The 19,581-nt window shown below is 36.8% G+C and carries 16 protein-coding genes and 16 tRNA genes; 31 read left to right on the forward strand and 1 reads right to left on the reverse strand.

What is annotated here, in order from left to right; all coding sequences use genetic code 11:
• The first annotated feature begins 8 nt into the window (after window positions 1-8).
• From A5866_RS13295 to A5866_RS13425, 27 genes are all read left to right on the forward strand, one after another.
• A tRNA-Met gene (locus A5866_RS13295) sits at window positions 9-82 on the forward strand.
• Between the two features lie 18 nt (window positions 83-100).
• A tRNA-Ile gene (locus A5866_RS13300) sits at window positions 101-174 on the forward strand.
• 34 nt (window positions 175-208) lie between these two features.
• Window positions 209-298, forward strand: a tRNA-Ser gene (locus tag A5866_RS13305).
• A 134-nt stretch (window positions 299-432) separates the two neighbouring features.
• A tRNA-Met gene (locus tag A5866_RS13310) sits at window positions 433-506 on the forward strand.
• Between the two features lie 59 nt (window positions 507-565).
• Window positions 566-639: transfer RNA gene (locus A5866_RS13315), tRNA-Asp, on the forward strand.
• Between the two features lie 12 nt (window positions 640-651).
• Window positions 652-722 (forward strand) — tRNA-Gly (locus tag A5866_RS13320).
• A gap of 4 nt (window positions 723-726) precedes the next feature.
• Window positions 727-800: transfer RNA gene (locus A5866_RS13325), tRNA-Ile, on the forward strand.
• 20 nt (window positions 801-820) lie between these two features.
• Window positions 821-908 (forward strand) — tRNA-Ser (locus A5866_RS13330).
• Window positions 909-917: 9 nt separating this feature from the next.
• Window positions 918-989, forward strand: a tRNA-Glu gene (locus tag A5866_RS13335).
• A 21-nt stretch (window positions 990-1,010) separates the two neighbouring features.
• Window positions 1,011-1,100 (forward strand) — tRNA-Ser (locus tag A5866_RS13340).
• Between the two features lie 134 nt (window positions 1,101-1,234).
• Window positions 1,235-1,308, forward strand: a tRNA-Met gene (locus A5866_RS13345).
• A gap of 59 nt (window positions 1,309-1,367) precedes the next feature.
• Window positions 1,368-1,441, forward strand: a tRNA-Asp gene (locus A5866_RS13350).
• 17 nt (window positions 1,442-1,458) lie between these two features.
• Window positions 1,459-1,531: transfer RNA gene (locus tag A5866_RS13355), tRNA-Phe, on the forward strand.
• A 17-nt stretch (window positions 1,532-1,548) separates the two neighbouring features.
• A tRNA-Gly gene (locus A5866_RS13360) sits at window positions 1,549-1,619 on the forward strand.
• An 11-nt stretch (window positions 1,620-1,630) separates the two neighbouring features.
• Window positions 1,631-1,704, forward strand: a tRNA-Ile gene (locus tag A5866_RS13365).
• Window positions 1,705-1,715: 11 nt separating this feature from the next.
• Window positions 1,716-1,787 (forward strand) — tRNA-Glu (locus A5866_RS13370).
• 253 nt (window positions 1,788-2,040) lie between these two features.
• On the forward strand, window positions 2,041-2,880 hold the full coding sequence (gene licT, locus A5866_RS13375) for a BglG family transcription antiterminator LicT (RefSeq protein WP_086445551.1): 840 nt from the start codon (window positions 2,041-2,043) through the stop codon (window positions 2,878-2,880).
• A gap of 154 nt (window positions 2,881-3,034) precedes the next feature.
• Window positions 3,035-4,936: a beta-glucoside-specific PTS transporter subunit IIABC gene (locus tag A5866_RS13380; protein ID WP_086281734.1), complete on the forward strand. Its 1,902-nt coding sequence runs from the start codon at window positions 3,035-3,037 to the stop codon at window positions 4,934-4,936.
• Between the two features lie 75 nt (window positions 4,937-5,011).
• On the forward strand, window positions 5,012-6,445 hold the full coding sequence (locus A5866_RS13385; RefSeq protein WP_086445139.1) for a 6-phospho-beta-glucosidase: 1,434 nt from the start codon (window positions 5,012-5,014) through the stop codon (window positions 6,443-6,445).
• Between the two features lie 15 nt (window positions 6,446-6,460).
• Entirely contained in the window at window positions 6,461-7,282 is an 822-nt protein-coding gene (locus A5866_RS13390; RefSeq protein WP_086281736.1) for a histidine phosphatase family protein, read from the forward strand.
• Between the two features lie 128 nt (window positions 7,283-7,410).
• Window positions 7,411-8,172 carry a tyrosine-protein phosphatase gene (locus A5866_RS13395; protein WP_086281737.1) on the forward strand — a complete coding sequence of 254 codons (762 nt, stop codon included), beginning with the start codon at window positions 7,411-7,413 and terminating at the stop codon, window positions 8,170-8,172.
• Window positions 8,173-8,196: 24 nt separating this feature from the next.
• Complete coding sequence (locus A5866_RS13400; RefSeq protein ID WP_086281738.1) at window positions 8,197-8,682, forward strand: nucleoside deaminase; 486 nt, start codon at window positions 8,197-8,199, stop codon at window positions 8,680-8,682.
• 169 nt (window positions 8,683-8,851) lie between these two features.
• Window positions 8,852-9,169, forward strand: a complete 318-nt coding sequence (locus tag A5866_RS13405; protein WP_176271353.1) for a cupin domain-containing protein — start codon at window positions 8,852-8,854, stop codon at window positions 9,167-9,169.
• 21 nt (window positions 9,170-9,190) lie between these two features.
• The gene (locus tag A5866_RS13410) at window positions 9,191-10,828 is read left to right on the forward strand and encodes a peptide ABC transporter substrate-binding protein (protein ID WP_086445138.1); all 1,638 of its coding nucleotides are present in this window, start codon (window positions 9,191-9,193) and stop codon (window positions 10,826-10,828) included.
• Window positions 10,829-10,942: 114 nt separating this feature from the next.
• Complete coding sequence (locus tag A5866_RS13415) at window positions 10,943-11,626, forward strand: DUF1003 domain-containing protein (RefSeq protein ID WP_086281740.1); 684 nt, start codon at window positions 10,943-10,945, stop codon at window positions 11,624-11,626.
• A 10-nt stretch (window positions 11,627-11,636) separates the two neighbouring features.
• Window positions 11,637-12,167: a GrpB family protein gene (locus A5866_RS13420; RefSeq protein ID WP_086445137.1), complete on the forward strand. Its 531-nt coding sequence runs from the start codon at window positions 11,637-11,639 to the stop codon at window positions 12,165-12,167.
• Window positions 12,168-12,647: 480 nt separating this feature from the next.
• Window positions 12,648-13,079, forward strand: coding sequence for a hypothetical protein (locus A5866_RS13425; protein ID WP_086445136.1), 432 nt, complete (start codon window positions 12,648-12,650; stop codon window positions 13,077-13,079).
• A 154-nt stretch (window positions 13,080-13,233) separates the two neighbouring features.
• Here A5866_RS13425 and A5866_RS13430 read toward each other — a convergent pair whose 3' ends face one another.
• Entirely contained in the window at window positions 13,234-13,578 is a 345-nt protein-coding gene (locus A5866_RS13430; protein ID WP_086445135.1) for a hypothetical protein, read from the reverse strand.
• A gap of 306 nt (window positions 13,579-13,884) precedes the next feature.
• On the opposite strand from A5866_RS13430, the gene A5866_RS13435 reads away from it, so the two are divergent.
• The 4 genes from A5866_RS13435 (at window position 13,885) to A5866_RS13450 (ending at window position 19,550) form a co-directional block, all read left to right on the forward strand.
• Entirely contained in the window at window positions 13,885-14,613 is a 729-nt protein-coding gene (locus A5866_RS13435; protein WP_254907605.1) for a winged helix-turn-helix domain-containing protein, read from the forward strand.
• 329 nt (window positions 14,614-14,942) lie between these two features.
• Entirely contained in the window at window positions 14,943-18,374 is a 3,432-nt protein-coding gene (locus A5866_RS13440) for an isopeptide-forming domain-containing fimbrial protein (RefSeq protein WP_086445134.1), read from the forward strand.
• Between the two features lie 22 nt (window positions 18,375-18,396).
• Complete coding sequence (locus A5866_RS13445; RefSeq protein WP_086281746.1) at window positions 18,397-18,747, forward strand: LPXTG cell wall anchor domain-containing protein; 351 nt, start codon at window positions 18,397-18,399, stop codon at window positions 18,745-18,747.
• A complete protein-coding gene (locus A5866_RS13450; protein WP_086281747.1) occupies window positions 18,744-19,550 on the forward strand; it encodes a WxL domain-containing protein in 807 nt (268 codons plus the stop codon). Before A5866_RS13445 ends, A5866_RS13450 begins: the two co-directional genes overlap by 4 nt.
• Window positions 19,551-19,581: the final 31 nt, after the last annotated feature.

Genomic DNA, 19,581 nt, shown 5'->3' on the forward strand with positions numbered 1-19,581 from the left:
ATTATTTTCGCGGTGTAGCTCAGCTGGCTAGAGCGTCCGGTTCATACCCGGGAGGTCGGGGGTTCGATCCCCTTCGCCGCGATTCCTTTTTAAGAGCCAAGGACCTTTAGCTCAGTTGGTTAGAGCAGACGGCTCATAACCGTCCGGTCGTAGGTTCGAGTCCTACAAGGTCCATTGTAGTGACGAATGATTTACTAATAATTATTTCGGAGGATTACCCAAGTCCGGCTGAAGGGAACGGTCTTGAAAACCGTCAGGCGGGTAAAACCGTGCAAGGGTTCGAATCCCTTATCCTCCTTTACTGAGAATCAATGTGATTGGCTTTGCCAGAACAGATGATGAATAGTACTTGGCGAACAAAGTGAGCGAGGTATCCTTACTAGAAATCACCAAGAATAACACCTTTCTATAGTCAATAAAGACTATAATTATCGCGGGGTGGAGCAGTCAGGTAGCTCGTCGGGCTCATAACCCGAAGGTCGTAGGTTCAAATCCTGCCCCCGCAATTGCTTTTGAATAATATTTAAGAGCAAGGCAATAAAGTAGTGACGCAATACTTACTATTGGTTTGGTAGTTCAGCTGGTTAGAATGCCTGCCTGTCACGCAGGAGGTCGCGGGTTCGAGTCCCGTCCAGACCGTTATAAAGTTTTGCGGGTGTAGTTTAGTGGTAAAACCACAGCCTTCCAAGCTGTCGTCGCGAGTTCGATTCTCGTCACCCGCTTTATGGGCCTATAGCTCAGCTGGTTAGAGCGCACGCCTGATAAGCGTGAGGTCGATGGTTCGAGTCCATTTAGGCCCATTTATTTTTAAATTTTTCTTGGGGAAGTACTCAAGTGGCTGAAGAGGCGCCCCTGCTAAGGGTGTAGGTCGGGAAACCGGCGCGAGGGTTCAAATCCCTCCTTCTCCGTTTCATAGCGGCCCGTTGGTCAAGCGGTTAAGACACCGCCCTTTCACGGCGGTATCACGGGTTCGATTCCCGTACGGGTCATTTTTAATAATTTTTTATTTCGGAGGATTACCCAAGTCCGGCTGAAGGGAACGGTCTTGAAAACCGTCAGGCGGGTAAAACCGTGCAAGGGTTCGAATCCCTTATCCTCCTTTACTGAGAATCAATGTGATTGGCTTTGCCAGAACAGATGATGAATAGTACTTGGCGAACAAAGTGAGCGAGGTATCCTTACTAGAAATCACCAAGAATAACACCTTTCTATAGTCAATAAAGACTATAATTATCGCGGGGTGGAGCAGTCAGGTAGCTCGTCGGGCTCATAACCCGAAGGTCGTAGGTTCAAATCCTGCCCCCGCAATTGCTTTTGAATAATATTTAAGAGCAAGGCAATAAAGTAGTGACGCAATACTTACTATTGGTTTGGTAGTTCAGCTGGTTAGAATGCCTGCCTGTCACGCAGGAGGTCGCGGGTTCGAGTCCCGTCCAGACCGTTATTATTATATTTTTTGGCGCAGTAGCTCAGTTGGTAGAGCAACGGATTGAAGCTCCGTGTGTCGGCAGTTCGATTCTGTCTTGCGCCATTTCAAAGAAGAAGCATGCGGGTGTAGTTTAGTGGTAAAACCACAGCCTTCCAAGCTGCCGTCGCGAGTTCGATTCTCGTCACCCGCTTTTTTCTTTAAGGGCCTATAGCTCAGCTGGTTAGAGCGCACGCCTGATAAGCGTGAGGTCGATGGTTCGAGTCCATTTAGGCCCATAATTTCAAAAGGCCCGTTGGTCAAGCGGTTAAGACACCGCCCTTTCACGGCGGTATCACGGGTTCGATTCCCGTACGGGTCATGTTTACAAAACATTTTGCGTATAGCTTGATGTTTTTTTTGTTTTTTAAAATATTTTTATGAAAACGTTGACATCGCACTTATAATGGGGTATTCTATGCTTGTACACAACAAGTGAATAAATGGATAGTGATTGTTTAAATACAAGCTAAACCTAATTTTTCCAATGAAGAGGAAATTCTTCTTTTTTGGAAAGGTTGGGTTTTTCTTTTTTTACAATTAAAGGAGTTAAGTGTGAAGAAGGGAGCGAAAAGATGATTATTCAAAAAATTTTGAATAATAATGTTGTGATTACGTTGGATGACCATAAACAAGAGCAAATTGTTATGGGACGTGGTATAGCGTTCAAAAAAAAAGTTGGAGATTTTGTTCCAGAGGCAATGGTAGATCAAGTATTTCGATTAGCCAATCAAGATACATCACTGAAGTTCCAAGAATTGCTAGGAGATCTTCCCATGGAGGTAATGCAGCTTTCAGATGAAATTATCAAGTATGCCAAAACTAAGCTTGGAAGGAAGTTAAATGATACAATCTTTATTTCTTTAACTGACCATCTTCATACAGCGCTAGAAAGAATGCGACAAGGAATTGAAGTGAAGAACTTTTTATTATGGGATATCAAACGTTTTTTTTCAGATGAATATTTTATTGGTACTAAAGCAATTGAAATGGTCAAAGAAAAATTTGACGTTCAATTACCAGAGGATGAAGCTGGCTTTATTGCATTACACTTAGTTAATGCAGAGATGGATGAAGAAGTAGGGAACGTTTATGAGCTGACAAAAATCATGCAAGAAATCACGAATATCGTGAAGTATCATTTCAAAACTACCTTCAATGAAGATTCTGTTTATTTTTATCGTTTTAGTACTCATTTAAAATTTTTTGCTTATCGTCTATTAAATCATAAAGAATTTCACGATGAAGATGATGGAGAATTATACGAAGTAATCAAAAAAAAGTATTGTAATGCTTACACTTGTGTAAATAAAATTGGTCATTTTTTGACGGAAAGTTATGCTTATACTATTTCTAAGGAAGAGAAAATGTATTTGATTATTCATATCTCGCGAGTAATACAGACAAATAGTTAGCAAGATTGTTAAATCTTAGCATAGATCAATCATAAGATGAAAGGTGGACAGATAAGTTGATAAACAGAGAAAGACCCCTTGGATAGTGACATTAAGTTGGCTAAACCTTCAAATGTAATGTATTTATAAAAACTAAACTTTGGAGGAACAAAAAATGGGAAAATATCATGATTTAGCACAGAAAATTGTTGATAACGTAGGTGGAAAAGAAAATATTAATAGTTTAACACATTGTATTACACGTCTGCGCTTTAAGTTGAAAGATGAATCAAAAGCAAATGATGATGTATTGAAAAACATGGATGGTGTTGTCACCGTAATGAAAAGTGGTGGACAATATCAAGTTGTCATTGGTAATCATGTACCAGCAGTTTATGAAGATGTTGTAAGCATTGCTGGGATTTCAGCTGATGCTGAACAAGAATCTTCTGGCGGTAATCTTTTCAATCGTTTAATTGATATTCTAAGTGGATGTTTCCAACCTTTCTTAGGAGCACTTGCTGCAGCTGGTATGGTAAAAGGTTTAAATGCTTTACTTGTTTTCTTGAAATTATATTCTGCTACTTCTGGAACTTATACAATGTTAAATGGCATTGGCGATGCGATCTTCTACTTCATGCCAGTGATTTTGGGGTATACAGCTGCTAGAAAATTCAATTTGAATCCGATGGTAGGGATTGTGATCGGTGCATCCCTTTGTTATCCAACAGTTCAAGGTGGCGCCTTACAAGCGGCTTTTGAAACGACTGCAGGAGCAGGAGCTGCTGCTCCTTATAGTTTATTGGGTTTACCTGCATATACTACGTTTTTAGGAATACCTTGGGTTGGTGCTGGATATACAAGTAGTGTAGTACCAATTATTTTCATTGTAGCGTTTGCAGCTCAAATCCAAAAGCTCTTCAAGAAACTTATTCCTGAAGTTGTTCAAACATTTTTGGTACCATTCTTTGTGCTATTGATTGCATTACCAATTGGCTTTTTAGTAATTGGTCCAATCATCAGTATGCTAACTGATTTACTAAGTGCTGGTTTCCAAGCGTTGATGGGCTTCTCACCTGCATTATATGGCGTTATTCTTGGCTTCTTCTGGCAAGTATTGGTTATTTTTGGTTTACATTGGAGTGTTGTGCCGCTTGCAATCATGCAAATCACTCAAGAAGGAGCAAGCCAAGTATTAGTGGGTTCTTTTGCTGCAAGTTTTGCACAGACTGCTGTAGTTATGGCGATGTTCTTTAAATTGAAAGACACAAAAATGAAAGCATTATGTCCACCAGCAATCATTTCAGGAATTTTTGGTGTAACTGAACCAGCAATCTATGGTATTACTTTACCTAAAAAGACACCATTCATTTTTTCAATGATCGGTGCTGCTGTAGGTGGATTATACTTGATGATCAAGGGTGTAACCTCTTATACAATGGGTGGTTTAGGTATTTTCGGAGTTCTAAACTTTATCAACGGTGACGATGCGAGTGGTGTTGTTCATTCATTTGTTGCTATTCTAATCGCAATGGTTATCGGTTTTGCATTAACATTCTTCTTCTGGAAAGATAGTACTGTCGTAGAAGACATAACAGAGAATAAAAAAGCACAAAAGGCAATCAAAGAAGCCGTTTTAAGTCCGGTTAAAGGTCGTGTATTACCATTAAGTAAAGCAAGTGATCAAGCCTTTGCTCAAGGTGCTTTAGGTAAAGGTATTTTGATTGAACCTACAGAAGGTGTGGTTAGAGCACCATTTGATGGAACTGTAATGACCTTGTTTCCAACGTTACATGCAATTGGTTTGATTTCAGATCAGGGGATGGAGCTATTGATTCATATCGGGATGGATACGGTTCAGCTAGATGGAAATGGTTTTGAAGCAAGAGTGGCTCAAGGAGACAAAGTTAAAAAAGGTCAAGTGTTAGTTACATTTGATATTGAAGCGATCAAAGCGGCTGGATATAGTGTGGAAACGCCAGTTATTGTGACAAATACAGCTGACTATTTAGATATTGTAGAAACGCAAGAGCGTGAAGTGACTTCAAGCGATACTTTAATTACTGGATTGATTTAAAAAAATAATGGAAAATGACTTGCAGTGGAATAAGTTAAACTCTGCTGTAAGCTTTGTATAGAAAGGGATTTTGACATGTCATTTAGAAAAGACTTTTTATGGGGCGGCGCAACCGCAGCGAATCAATGTGAAGGGGGCTATAACGAAGGTGGTCGCGGCTTAGCGAACGTAGATTTAGCACCAGTCGGACCAGATCGTTTTCCAGTGATCACTGGCGAGAAAAAAATGTTTCATTTTGATGAAGAACATTTTTATCCAGCACAAAATGCGATCGATATGTACCACCGTTATCAAGAAGATATTGCCTTGTTTGGCGAAATGGGCTTTAAAACCTATCGTTTATCGATTGCGTGGAGTCGTATTTTCCCATTAGGTGATGAAACAGAGCCAAATGAAGAAGGCTTGAAATTCTATGAAGATTTGTTCAAAGAATGCCGCAAACATAACATTGAGCCTCTTGTAACGATCACTCACTTTGATTGTCCAATGCATTTAGTGGAAAAATATGGCGCATGGCGCAGTCGTGAGTTGGTTGGCTTTTACGAGAACCTATGTAACGTGATTTTCAATCGTTATAAAGGCTTGGTTAAATATTGGTTGACATTCAATGAAATCAATATGATCTTACACGCACCTTTTATGGGCGCAGGTCTTTATTTTGAAGAAGGCGAGAACAAAGAACAAGTGAAATATCAAGCGGCACATCATGAATTATTAGCAAGTGCGATCGCAACGAAAATTGCGCATGAAGTTGATCCTGAAAACCAAGTCGGCTGTATGTTAGCGGCAGGAACCAACTATGCTTACACTTGTAAACCAGAAGACGTTTGGGCAGCTCGTAAAGCGGATCGCGAAAACTTCTTCTTTATCGATGTTCAGTCGCGTGGGGAATACCCTGCGTATGCGTTGAAAGAATTAGAACGTGAAGGCATCGAATTGCCAATTGAAGACGGTGATTTAGAATTATTGAAAGAACACACAGTAGACTTTATTTCATTCTCATACTACTCATCACGTGTTCAATCAACTGATCCAGCAGTTAACGAACAAACAGCCGGTAATATCTTTGCCTCAGTGAAGAATCCTTATTTAGAAGCAAGTGAATGGGGCTGGCAGATTGATCCGCTAGGCTTACGGACAACGATGAACGACTTGTATGACCGTTACCAAAAACCATTGTTTATCGTGGAAAACGGCTTAGGTGCGGTGGATACACCAGACGAAAATGGCAACGTGATTGATGATTACCGGATCGAATATCTAGCGGCGCACATCCAAGCAATGAAAGACGCAGTAGAACTTGATGGCGTCGATTTACTAGGCTATACAACGTGGGGCTGTATCGATTTAGTGTCAGCTGGAACAGGGGAAATGAAAAAACGTTATGGTTTTATCTATGTGGATCGTGACAACGAAGGCAATGGCACTTTGAAACGTTCGAAGAAAAAATCATTTGACTGGTATAAAAAAGTTATTGCGACTAATGGAGAAGATTTAACGAACGCATAAATAGGGGGAAATCAAATGAAAAAAGCAGTAAAACTGTTAGGTGTTTTAATGTTAGGTTTATTAGTAGTTGCAGGATGCGGTAATGGCAATGCTAAAAAAGAGGAAGCATCAGCTGCTAAAAAAGCACCAGAAGAATTAACCTTGTATATTGTCCGTCATGGGAAAACAATGCTTAATACAACTGATCGTGTTCAAGGTTGGTCAGATGCAGTCTTAACGAAAGCTGGTGAAGAAGTCGTCACAGCGGCAGGAGTTGGCCTAAAAGATATTGAGTTTCAAAATGCATACAGTAGTGATAGCGGTCGAGCGATTCAAACAGCCAATTTGATTGTAAAAGAAAGTGAAAAATCATCAGATTTAAAAGTTATTACGGATGAACGTTTAAGAGAATTTAACTTCGGCACCTATGAAGGTGATTTGAATCACACTATGTGGCAAGATATTGCAGACGATCAAGGCGTTACGCTAGAAGAATTCATGAAAAATATGACACCAGAATCATTTGCCAATAGTGTGGCAAAATTGGATGCTAAAAATGTAGAAGAAGCGAAAGTCAATTGGCCCGCTGAAGACTACAAAACGATCACTACACGATTGAAAGCTGGGCTAGATGATATTGTTGAAAAAGAAATGAAAAACGAAGGTTCAGGTAATGTACTGATTGCCTCTCATGGACTAAGTATTTCAGCACTGTTAGCAACATTATTTGACGATTATAAAATTCCAGAAGGTGGCTTGAAGAACGCCAGTGTTTGTACTGTAAAATATAAAGATGGAAAATATACGTTAGATAAAGTCAATGATTTAAGTTATGTGGAAGCAGGGAAAACTAAATAGTGAGAATGAACCGGAACCGATAAATCAAGCTTGGTTTCAATCTCATTTACATAAAATTCGATCAAAGAGCCATTTTTGATCGGATTTTGTGTATAATAAGAACAAAAAGAAGGAAAAGGGACTAAACTATGGTAACTATTACAAATTTTCGTGATATTGGCGGTATTAAAAACAAAGAAGGAAAACAAGTTAAAAAAGACGTTTTTCTAAGATCAGGTGAATTATCTAAACTTACAAAAGAAGATGAACAACGTTTAGAAACAACCTATCGTTTAGGCAAAATCATTGATTTAAGAAGTGAAGCAGAAGTAGAAGAAAGACCAGATATGTCTGTTCCAAAAACAGAGTACATCCATATCGACATTTTAGAAGATATCCAAGATGAAGGAGCTTCAATCAGTGACTTTGTCAAAATTGGTTCTCCAGAAAAATCAGCATCCTACATGGAAAAATTATACGCGGATATTGCATTGAACACGACTGCTCAAAAAGGATACAACAAATTTTTTGAAGAGATTTTAGCGTTACAGCAACAAGAAAGTATTTTATTTCACTGTTTTGCAGGGAAAGACCGCACTGGGATTGCTGCATTATTAGTATTGGAAACGTTAGGCGTACCGAGAGCGGCGATTTATCAAGATTATTTATTAACAAATGAGTTACGAAAAAAAGAAAATGCGGAAATTTTAGAACAAGCAAAAAAAGCTGACTTAGAAGCACAAAATTTAGAAGCTTTACATGTAGCTTTGAATGTGGATAGTCGTTATTTAGATAACTTTTATCAGACGGTGGAAGCGCAATATGGTGATATCTCAACCTATTTAAAACAAGCAATCAACATTGACAAAGTGACGAAAGATACATTGAATCAACGCTTTCTTTTAGATTAAACTAACTAGTAAGAAGAGGGACTTATGACGACAAAAAATCAGCACGTTGAATTATTGAACCGTTGTATTGAAATTTCGCAAAATGCTCGTGAACATGGAAATACGCCTTTTGGTGCATTATTGGCAGATAAAGAGGGGAATATTCTTTTAGAGCAGGAAAATATCGAAATCACAGAAAAAATCTGTACAGGTCATGCTGAGACAACGCTAGCAGCAAAAGCTTCTCAAAAGTACAGCAAAGAATTTCTATGGGAGTGTACTTTGTATACAACAGCAGAGCCTTGTGCAATGTGCACAGGAGCAATCTACTGGGGAAATATCGGTTCAATCGTGTACGCAATGACCGAAAAACGGTTATTAGAATTAACGGGTGATAATGAACAAAACCCAACCTTTGATTTACCATCAAAAGAAATACTAAGTCACGGGCAAAAAAATATTCAAATTATTGGGCCATTTCCAGAAGTTGAGCAAGCGGCAGCCGCTGTTCATCAAGGCTATTGGGATTGAAAAAAGGAGGAATCATTTGTTTTGCTGAATGATTCTCACTTTTTTTATTCGCAATACAATAAAAAAAATAAAATGTCAGAATTTTCAAAAATATCATTGACATATCTTGTAGATAAGGCAATAATAGATAAAATCACCTATAAAACCAACAAAGGAGTGACTTTAACAAATGCTTATCAAGCCCTCATTGCCTCAAGAAATGACGATTTTCTTTGATGCAGAAAATCAACCAAATGAAAATGTTCAGATGGGTGTGGTAATCTTACAGCCAGGGGAGAAAAGACCATTAGAAGGATTCGCTAGACACGATCAAGATGAATATTCTTATGTGGTCTCAGGCGAAGCACACACTATTTTAGAAGACGGTCAGGATCTGGTAGGTAAACCTGGAGATGCCCAACTGATAGAAGCAGGAGAAGGACATATCAACTATAATGACGGGGAACAAGCGGCAGTTGTCGTTTGGATGTTAGTTGAGCGCCTATAATAAAACATAAGGGAGAAGCGTATGAAAAAAGTAATTAAACCGTTCATTGGACTAACATTAGTCGTGATGTTCGTTTCGGGATGTTCAGGCAGTACAAAAACAAAAGAAACACAGGAAACAAAACCATTAAATTTAATGTCGCCTTCAGAGCTGACGACATTAGATACATCCGTAATGCTAGATTTTCCAGATGCGATCGTGCAAACAGCAGCGTTTGAAGGTTTGTACGCATTAGATGATAAAGATCAATTAATTCCAGCAGCCGCAAAAGCACTGCCAGAAATTTCTGAGGATGGTAAAACGTATACAATCAAATTAAGAGATGATGCCAAGTGGAGCAATGATGACCCTGTAACAGCTGCAGATTTTGAATATGCTTGGAAAAAAATGATCGATCCTAAAAATGGGTTCGTTTATAGCTTTTTAGTGGTTGATACGATCTTAAATGCGGAAGAGATCTCCGCTGGTAACAAGCCGGTAGCTGAGCTTGGTGTAAAAGCCCTTGACAATCACACGTTGGAAGTAAAATTAAAAGAAGCAAAACCATATTTCACTTCAGTTCTTGCTTTTCCAACTTTTTTCCCGCAAAATCAAAAATTTGTTGAGAAAATGGGTGCAGACTACGGAACAACTAGTGAGAACGTTGTTTATAATGGCCCATTTGTTGTAGAAAATTGGAAACAAACTGACTTGAACTGGGATCTAAAGAAAAACGAAAAATATTGGGATCAGTCAAATGTGAAATCTGATAAAATCCATTATGAGGTAGTCAAAGAAGCATCGACTGCGTTGAATTTATTTGAAGATGGACAGCTGGATGTGGCAACAGTTACAGGTGAACTTGCCAAACAAAATCAAAGCAATCCTGATTATCACTCCTATCCAACTGCAACGATGAACTATATTCGGTTAAATCAAAAACGCAAGGACAAAGATACGCCGCTAGAAAATGAAAACCTAAGAAAAGCTTTAGCTCTTGGAATCGATAAAGAAAACTTAGTCAATAATATTATCGCAGATGGTTCAAAGCCGCTATATGGTGCAGTTACTGAAGGGTTTGTCAGCAATCCTGAAACAGGTGTGGATTTCAGAAAAGAAGCTGGCGATTTGATGATGTACAATAAAGAGGAGGCCCTAAAATATTGGGAATTAGCCAAAAAAGAATTAGGAGATAACATTACTTTAGATTTAATGATCACAGATGATGGCTCGTATAAAAAAATGGGTGAAAGTCTTCAAGGAAGTCTAGAAAAACTATTTTCAGGATTAACGATCAATGTTACAGCGTTACCTACGGAGACAGCATTGAATCTTAGCCGAGAAAGTGACTACGATATGTTCTTGATTTATTGGACACCAGATTATCAAGACCCAATTTCAACATTGAATATGCTGCGGACAGGAAACGATCGTAATTATTCAAATGCGAAATATGACGAGTTATTAGATGATGCTTCACAAAAATACGCTACTGATTTAGAAAAACGTTGGGAAACACTGATTGCAGCTGAAAAAGAAGGCATTGAAAATACGGCAGGAATGATAATTATCAGCCAAAATCAGCAATCTGTTTTACAGGGTGAACAAGTCAAAGGGTTGAATTATCATACTTTTGCAGCACCGTTGACACTAAAAAACGTTTATAAAGAAACAAAATAATCTAACCAAAAAAAGTCTTTCAAAAAGAAAGGCTTTTTTTGGTCAAATTAATGTATGGAACCGGCAGAACAAGGTATGATAGGTTTATAAGTAAATATAAAGGAGTAGAGACAGATGACAAAGCAAAATCATAACAACACAATACTGCTAAAAAATGTAGAAGAAGAAATTCGTTTTTTTATTCTTAAGATACGTCCAGATCTAACTGTCGATTCAAAAATTACTTTTCCTGAGCTACTAAACTATCGATTAGATTACATAAAACAGATGATATCAACTGATTCAGGAAAAATGGAAGAACTAAATGAAACAATCGTTAAAAGTATTAAAGAAAACACTACGATTACCGATAAACTAAATCCTCCAGCAGAAAAAAAGCTGACAACTGGGCAAAAAATGGCAGATGGGATTGCGAAGTTTGGTGGAAGTTGGCCGTTTATTTTCATTTTTATCATAGTATTAGCTACCTGGATCATCATTAATTCTACAATGATTTTTTTTAAACCATTTGATCCATATCCCTATATTTTACTTAATTTAGCGTTATCTTGCTTAGCTGCAATCCAAGCACCGATTATCATGATGAGTCAAAATAGGCAAGAGCAAAGGGATCGGGCCGAAGCAAATAACGATTATCAAATCAATTTGAAATCAGAAATAGAAGTCAATTTACTACATGAAAAAATGGATTATTTGATCGATAGCCAATGGCAACACTTAGTACAAATGCAGAACATGCAGATTGAGCTGTTAGGAGAACTACAGGAACAAATCAATGAATTAAATGATAAGAAATGAGGTGATAGGAATGAGTAGAAAAATTGAGGTGATACCACCTCAGAAAATTTGGTTAAAGCAATTTGAACAAGAAAAAAGCCTCTTAGAAGAAATTTTTACGAAGCAAATAATCGCTATCCATCATATTGGCAGTACAGCAATCAAAAATATCCAAGCAAAACCTGTTATCGACATCTTATTAGTTGTGAAAAAGATTCAAAACATCGACAATTACAATCAGGTGATGACTAAAAACGGATATGAGTGTCTAGGTGAAAATGGTCTTTTAGGTCGACGTTTTTTCAGTAAAGGTGGAGATAATAGAAGTCACCATCTCCATATTTTTCAAGATGGAAATCCAGAAATTTTACGGCATTTGTTATTTAGAGACTTTATGAATAGCCATGTGGAGGCTGCAAAAACCTACAGTCAACTAAAAATAGAATTAGCCAATAAATTTCCAGAGGATATTGAATCATATAGTGCTGGTAAAGATGAATTTATTAAGAATATCGATCAACAAGCAGAAAAATGGAATGCTGCCCGGAGTGAACAGCTTTAGATGCCATGGGAATAGAATGATCAGCAAAAGAATTTTCAAGTCATAATATTTGAGAAATAAAGATCAGCCATCTTTTAGTAACACTATAAACAAAAATAAACGATAATGATTATTTTTTGAGCATTATTGTTTTATCTAAATGGATTAATGTGTATAATTCTCCTAGTAAGACACTTCGTGTAAAAAAATATGAACTAACTATTTTTAGGCAATAATAATAGATCAAGTTTATAAAATAATATAAAAAATAATCTTGTACAAATGATGAAAAAAAAATAAAAACAGCGCAAATCCCTTGTAAACACTGGGGGATGGGCTGTTTTTTTTGTTTAAAGTCGAAAAAAAATTGACATAGGAATGAAAAAAATGACAAAAAAACTTCGTTTTAATAGCATATTACTTGATATAAGAGATTGAGAGATACTATAATGAACATAAGTCAGCGGTTTTAGCTGCTTAGTTATGGGAGGAGAGAGCATTATGTTCAGTTATACAGATATGATTTTGTCAGTAATGCAACGAGTTGAAGTCTACAATGAGATTTTTAATGCCATTTCTAAGGAAGTCCAAGAGAACAGCTGTAGTCAAGCTATTAATAGAAGAGGGAAAGATACTTATATATTTTGCCGAAATAATGTTAATCGGTTCTTTATAGAAGAAGCAAGTTTCAGAAAAAACTTAGTATTTTATGGCGAAAAAGAAGCAACAAAAATTTTGTTAGAAGGTTTAGATACCTATAAAGAAGGAATCTACTTTTGGCTAGAAGCTTTAAATGACAAATGTGAAGTGATCGATGAATTTAAATACACACACGGATTGAACCGTACGGAGAGTTCATTTAGATTGATCAATCAAGCATGTAAAGAGGCTTGCGGTGGTATTCAAAGTGCACATAGTGTACATAAAATGTAGATAGAAACGGTTATTGAATAAGTATTATTTTTTTGAAATAAAATAGTGTAGTTGACAGAATCGGCATAGAAATAATTAATAATTAATTTTTATTTTTTTATATTGTAATTTTAAATTTTTTATTTGATAGTATATTAAATACCAAGATGATCATTTAGTTCATCTTGGTATTTTTTTGTTTACAAAGTGAGGACTCGAATTTTTGAATTAGAGTATCTAAAGCTCGGTCTATTTCAGCGGTATTATCATCATTTCTTGTTAACAATAGTGGTGGAGAAGAATGCATATCAATCAATTTTGTTCCAATTGGCGCCGATTTTATGAGAGATACTATAATTTTAGGATGAGCAATTGAGTCACCACAAGGGCCAGCTACCAAATAGGCTAACTCTATTGTATCGTCATCAATCGTTCTAAGGCGATAATAACCATCTATAATAAATTTTTTTTCATCACCAAAAAGGGTCATAAGGTTATCAAGCTTCTTTTTTCTATTCATTATCTCGCTCCTTTGTAATTATTATAACACATCCATTTAAATAGGAAGTAATCATTAAACGATATTATAAATAGCTATTTTACTTAATAGATAATATAAAACAAACAGCAAGCTAAAATTGATTCACATGATTCTCAAATATTTGTGTTATTTATCAAAAATATGATAAATAAAAGATGTTAATTGTATAGACTTAGCAAATGAAATAGATTAAACTTATTTTAGTTTCTTAAATATATCGTATTTATATGTATTTTATATCGAATTTAAAACTTTTTACATGAAAATTATAAAGGATAGTAAGGAATGCTGATTAGACAACAAAAAAATAAAGGGGAACAACATATGTACAACGTAGGATTTGTGATACTAGACAATGCAGATGAACAAAATTACATAGATTCGTTGAAATGTACTCAGCTAAATGTGCATCCAATCAACAAAGAAGAAGTAGCTGAAACAATAGCAAATTACGATGGAATTATTATTAATGAAAAATATATGCACAATATTGGTGTAATTTGTGAATCAATCATTCTATTAAAGAAACAATCTAATCCGTTTGTTTGGGTGATTTCAGAACGTATGAATAAAATGAATCATATTGTTTATTTGCAACTTGGTGTTGATGGAATACTAGATAACAAATCGGACTCAGAAGAACATAAACTCTTAATGATAAATGCATTTAATAGATATAATCAGACATTTTCAACTATGGAAAAGACAGTAAAAAGTGAATGTGATACTACGGAACTCCAATTACGTCCATGTAATTTTAGTGTCTTATTGAATGGGAAAGAAATCAACTTAACAAAATTAGAGTTCAAAACAATTGAGTTTTTACAAACACAGCAAGGCATTGCAGTTTCGTATGAAGATATTTATAGAAATGTTTGGGAAAACGAAGGGGCTGACAAACAGTATCGCGTGTCTAATTTGATTTTTCACTTAAGACAAAAAATCGAAACCGATGCGGCACATCCTAAATTTATTAAAACAGTACGTTCCAAAGGTTACAAGTTAGCACTATAAGAAAAATTCATAGAATGAATTTTAAGTAAGATCTGTCATGGCGGTTGTCCTTAAGGCAATGACGGTGACAAAAACAAATGAATAAAGTTTTCTCTTTTTCAAGCCAACTGTTTAGCATAAACAAAAAAGAGAAAATCAGTGTTCTGTTGAAAGGTCCAGTTAGAGAACAGTCATTCTCAATGGAACAATAAACAAAAGTTGAACACTAATTTTCCTACGTATTGTGAATGTATCAAAAAAGTAAACAATTGGCAAGGAAAATAGAAATAGATTGTACGTTCTCTTAAGACAAACGTGCAAAAAATGCTTTGGGGAGGAGATGAGAATATATGAAAATCGGAAAAAAGTCTTATATCATTTTAGGGCTTGTTTTATTCGCAAGTATTTTTTCTGTCATAGTGCTGAATAACATTACCTTGATGAAAGCAGCAGAAGAAAAATATGCTATTAAAATGGAAACAATCAATGAATCAGGAAAAGTTCCTGTAACAATAACGATTTCTGAGCCTGCTGATGAACGATTAAAGCTTACTTTTGAAGGTGTCAATGAAGTAACCGTTGAGGAACTTTTAAATGGTATTTCTGATGATCAAAAGTCGAATATATCAATAGATAATACTGAAGATGCTATGGTAAAACTCATTACTACGAAAGCTAGTACTACTCCTTTAAAAATAAACTTTTCAGTTAGTCGGCTAAATCAGTCTAAAGAGGGAAAGGTAACACTATCTGATACCGAAAATACGAAATTAGTATCAAGTAGTACCACGTTTGATGATGGATTAGGCTCTTTAGAAGATACTTCTCTTCAAGAAAGATTATTACCAATCCAAACTTCAAGACTTGCTCAAACAAGAGCCAAAACTACTGGACCTGTTTCAGCAACACCAGAAGAAATTGCAGCTGCAAATGATGCGGCAAATACTAGATTTGGGTTCAATCCCCTAACTAATGTTAAAACAGTAGGCACTTGGGCTGAATTTAAAGCAGCGTATGATGACCAAACGGTTACTAAAATCATCATGACTGCTGATATTAGTAGAACTACTAATTTAGCCCTTCGTCAAACATCCATCGAAATCGATGGTGGAGGCTTCATATTGGATATGAACAGTGATACGCTGAGAATGGCAGCGCGACCTACAGATGGGATTGGCTTCTTTCATTTTCATGATATGACTGCTAAAAATTCTGCAAATGAAGGAAACGGTCTTGGAGGAAATATGTGGGCTTTTGTCAATGCCACAAACGGAACACCTTACTCCCAAAATTGGTATTATCGAACCGGAAATATTAATACAGTTCGTGAAAATGGCCAACGCGTTATTCGTTTGATTCGAGGAACACGTGGAGAGATAACTGTTTATGGGAAGCTGAATTTGATTACTACCTCAGAAAACTTTTATGCAGGAAGCATGATCATTGAGGATGGAACAAATTGGTATGGTGAAGATACCGGATCAAACTATTCAGTGATTTGGTTTGAACAAAATTCAAGCGGTACTGACACAGGAGCTGCGCAGAAATTTCAGATAGGGAAACATGCTCAGGTAGTTTTGAAGAATTCTACGAATGGAACAGCCTATCCAGCAGTTTATTCTTATTATTCTGATTTAACTGTGGGAGAAAATTCTATTTACAATTCTAATATGAATGGAAATTCAGTTCGTTTTGATAACACAGGTTCCTCTATGACTGTAAAAAAGGATGCAACAGTAAACTTACTCAGTCGTGGTAGTGGTTCAGTTATGCAGTTTAGCACAAATAATTCTTCCTTTAATTTAGAACCAGGTGGTAGTATCTATATTGTTGGTTCAACAACAAGCCCTGTTGTTGATATCACAGGAGGTTCTAATAAAACATTTACGATGAATTCACCAAAAGGTTTTGATATTCGAAACAAAAATACAGGGACTGCAAGTAATAGTCCAGCTCTTTCGACCACCAATATCGCAACTAATATTTTGACAATTAATGATTCGGATATTGATTTATGGACATTAAGGTCTGAATTAATGGGGCCATCTCAGCAAACATATGCTAAAGTTGAAGGATTTTCAGCAAAAGCCAATGGTGGTGCGTCTAATGTTACAACTACAGAACCTGGATTAGCTACTTTTGTAGCAACCCAATATCGTCGAATTGCTGGTATGAATGCAAATCCTGAAATCGAATGGGTTCCTGTAACTGATGCAGACAAAACCTACAAGGCAAGAGTAAAAATTGGAATGACACCAACAGATAGTTTTGATGAAAATGGTAATGTTATTTTACAACCTGTTTATGCCGCAGCTGGTCAAGCACAGGTAACGTATACAGATACTTATGGGGAAACTCATACTGTGTCCACGGACGCACAAGGCTATGCAATAATGACAGATACAAAATTTAATATTACCAACAAAGAAATCAAGGCACATGCTGTCAGAGGTCCATGGATCGCTGAAACTGATCCAACTACACCAGTTTTGGATGTTACACCACCAGACCCTGCTATTGTGGAAGGCGGAAAAGTTACTAACGGAATGAAGCAATTAAGTGGTAAAGATGCTGAGGCAAATGCCAAAATCTATGTTGATATCAATGGTACACGTCAAACAAATGTTGGAAAAGTAAATGCTGATGGTACTTGGACTTATAACTTACCTAGATACTTAAATACAGGTGAGACCATCCAGATTTTCTTAGAAGATAATGCTGGTAAAATAACAGAGACTCTTGATCCGGCAGCCCCATCAACAAATAGTGACAATGGAAATATCAATCCAGCGACGGAGTTAAAATATCGTGATGCAACATTTAAAGCTGCAACAAAGTATACAGTGGAAGATGTCCTTCCTGATAAACCTTTAATGGAAAAAACAGTTATTTCTTCTGGGGGCGCTACTACACAAGTGGGTGACACATTGACGTATACATTAACAGCTAAAAACAACAAAGAAGCGTCATATACAACGCTTTGGTCAAATACTGTAGTAACCGATACAATTCCAGCGGGATTAGATTTTGATCCAGCAACAGCTGAAGTTAAGATTGATGGCGTTGTTGCCGAAACACCAAAGGATTACACTTATGATGCAGATTCAAGAGTGTTAACAGTGAAACTAGGAGATTTAGCAACAGGTGCTTCGTCTGTGGTCACTTTTAAAGCTCAAGTTTCTTCTTCGGCTGTGGGAACAGTTATTAGCAATACAGCTTCTGTGATAGGGGACTCACCAAGAGAAGAGACATTTGTTGAAGGCCCAAATGATCCTGATGCTAAACATGAAACGTATAGTGCAACTTCCAAAAAGGCTGACAATCCTGGTGGAACAGTCTTTGGTGTTTTGGAGTTAGCTTCAGCACCGACAGAGATAGATTTTGGAAGTGTAAAGTATCAAGGTAAGACTACCCGTATTAATACAGCGCAGCATCATGGTGCGGACTTAGTTGTAAAAGATAGTCGAGCGAATAAAAAAGGTTGGTCTTTGACTGCAAAAATGACAACACCGATGACTAGTACAAACCCTGATATTCCAGCATATACATTGGATGGTGCACTCAAATATGTTTATAAAAACAATGAGATTACCTTGAATGGTGGTGCACAGGATATCATGACTCAAGCGGCTAATGCTTCAACAGCTGAAACAACGTATAACATTAGTGATACATGGTCTGAATCTGGTGACGGCTTTAAATTTGAAACTTCAGCTCAAGATGTAAAAACATTAGGCACTTACCAAGGTGAAATATTATGGGAACTGGGCGATACTCCGTAAGCGTAAAGGAGATTTTGTATTAATGAAAAAAATAATCAGATCTATGATCATCTCCTTTGCCTTTGCATTGGCAATCGTTTATCCATTAAATGCGGCGGCTAAGGCAAATGGAGGAGAAGTTCAAACTAATGGTGTGATCAGCTTTTATGAGGAAAGCTCATCAACAGAACCTTCAAGCTCAGTAGAACCTTCATCTGGTCCCGAACCGTCAACTAGTGAACCTAAAGTGGTAAAACCAGTTGGACGTTATCCAAGTACAGGTGAGATGGTTAAGAAAAGCTTTGTAGTTACTGGTATTGCTTTAATCGTAATTGGCTTAGTTCTGTTTTTCTGGAAACGTAAGAAAGAACATGAAGGGCGGGATGATCAATGAGAAAATGTAACGTAGTTTCAGCGCTCATTATACCGCTTGCAGTACTTTCCTCAATGGTAGGTACATGTAGTTCTGCTTATGCGGAAGCAGGATCAATAAGTGGTCCTGGAACGATTAAATTTGAAGGAGAATATCCTCAAAATATCGTAGATCCTGAAAATCCGGAAGTAACTGTTGATCCTGGAGAATCACCTAAATTAGAAGGCGATTTAAGAATTGATTTTGTACCGAAGTTAGACTTTTACCAGAATAAAATTTCTGATAAAGATGAAGTTTATTATGCTAATGCTCAAAACTTTTTTGGTGCAACTAAGGCTAGAGGGAACTTTATTCAGATTACTGACTTGAGACAAAAGCCAACTGGTTGGACTTTACAACTTCGACAAGAAATGCAATTTACAAACAATGGTACAAAAAACAAAGAAATCAAAGGCGCAATGCTTTCATTAGATAATTCTTGGGTGAATTCTACCAAAGATCTTAGTGAAGCGCCGCAACTGTCAAAAGAAATCATCAACATAGACAATATAGGAGCGTCATATAATTTAGCTCAAGCTAGTTCTGGACATGGCAGCGGAACTTGGTCAATTTCGTTTGGTGCATCAGGTGAAAACAAAAGCAATCAAAAGAATACTTTGGAGCCAAGATTGAATAAAGATGGTCAATCAGTGCTTGATCCAATCTTTGATCAAAAACCTGTCTATCAAAACAAAGCAGTGTCATTGTCTATCCCTGGAACAACTATGGTTGACCCAGTACCTTATACTACGGTGTTAACTTGGATATTAGCCGAGTTGCCATAAATAAAGCACACAAAAGCACACACAATATTAG

The sequence above is a fragment of the Enterococcus sp. 12C11_DIV0727 genome, from assembly GCF_002148425.2.
Lineage (GTDB): Bacteria > Bacillota > Bacilli > Lactobacillales > Enterococcaceae > Enterococcus_L > Enterococcus_L lemimoniae.

Bases quoted from the DNA above. Each gene is read 5' to 3' on its own strand.
- licT (WP_086445551.1), top strand. From the start codon at position 2,041: ATGATTATTCAAAAAATTTTGAATAATAATGTTGTGATTACGTTGGAT.
- A5866_RS13380 (WP_086281734.1), top strand. From the start codon at position 3,035: ATGGGAAAATATCATGATTTAGCACAGAAAATTGTTGATAACGTAGGT.
- A5866_RS13385 (WP_086445139.1), top strand. From the start codon at position 5,012: ATGTCATTTAGAAAAGACTTTTTATGGGGCGGCGCAACCGCAGCGAAT.
- A5866_RS13390 (WP_086281736.1), top strand. From the start codon at position 6,461: ATGAAAAAAGCAGTAAAACTGTTAGGTGTTTTAATGTTAGGTTTATTA.
- A5866_RS13395 (WP_086281737.1), top strand. From the start codon at position 7,411: ATGGTAACTATTACAAATTTTCGTGATATTGGCGGTATTAAAAACAAA.
- A5866_RS13400 (WP_086281738.1), top strand. From the start codon at position 8,197: ATGACGACAAAAAATCAGCACGTTGAATTATTGAACCGTTGTATTGAA.
- A5866_RS13405 (WP_176271353.1), top strand. From the start codon at position 8,852: ATGCTTATCAAGCCCTCATTGCCTCAAGAAATGACGATTTTCTTTGAT.
- A5866_RS13410 (WP_086445138.1), top strand. From the start codon at position 9,191: ATGAAAAAAGTAATTAAACCGTTCATTGGACTAACATTAGTCGTGATG.
- A5866_RS13415 (WP_086281740.1), top strand. From the start codon at position 10,943: ATGACAAAGCAAAATCATAACAACACAATACTGCTAAAAAATGTAGAA.
- A5866_RS13420 (WP_086445137.1), top strand. From the start codon at position 11,637: ATGAGTAGAAAAATTGAGGTGATACCACCTCAGAAAATTTGGTTAAAG.
- A5866_RS13425 (WP_086445136.1), top strand. From the start codon at position 12,648: ATGTTCAGTTATACAGATATGATTTTGTCAGTAATGCAACGAGTTGAA.
- A5866_RS13430 (WP_086445135.1), bottom strand. From the start codon at position 13,578: ATGAATAGAAAAAAGAAGCTTGATAACCTTATGACCCTTTTTGGTGAT.
- A5866_RS13435 (WP_254907605.1), top strand. From the start codon at position 13,885: ATGCTGATTAGACAACAAAAAAATAAAGGGGAACAACATATGTACAAC.
- A5866_RS13440 (WP_086445134.1), top strand. From the start codon at position 14,943: ATGAAAATCGGAAAAAAGTCTTATATCATTTTAGGGCTTGTTTTATTC.
- A5866_RS13445 (WP_086281746.1), top strand. From the start codon at position 18,397: ATGAAAAAAATAATCAGATCTATGATCATCTCCTTTGCCTTTGCATTG.
- A5866_RS13450 (WP_086281747.1), top strand. From the start codon at position 18,744: ATGAGAAAATGTAACGTAGTTTCAGCGCTCATTATACCGCTTGCAGTA.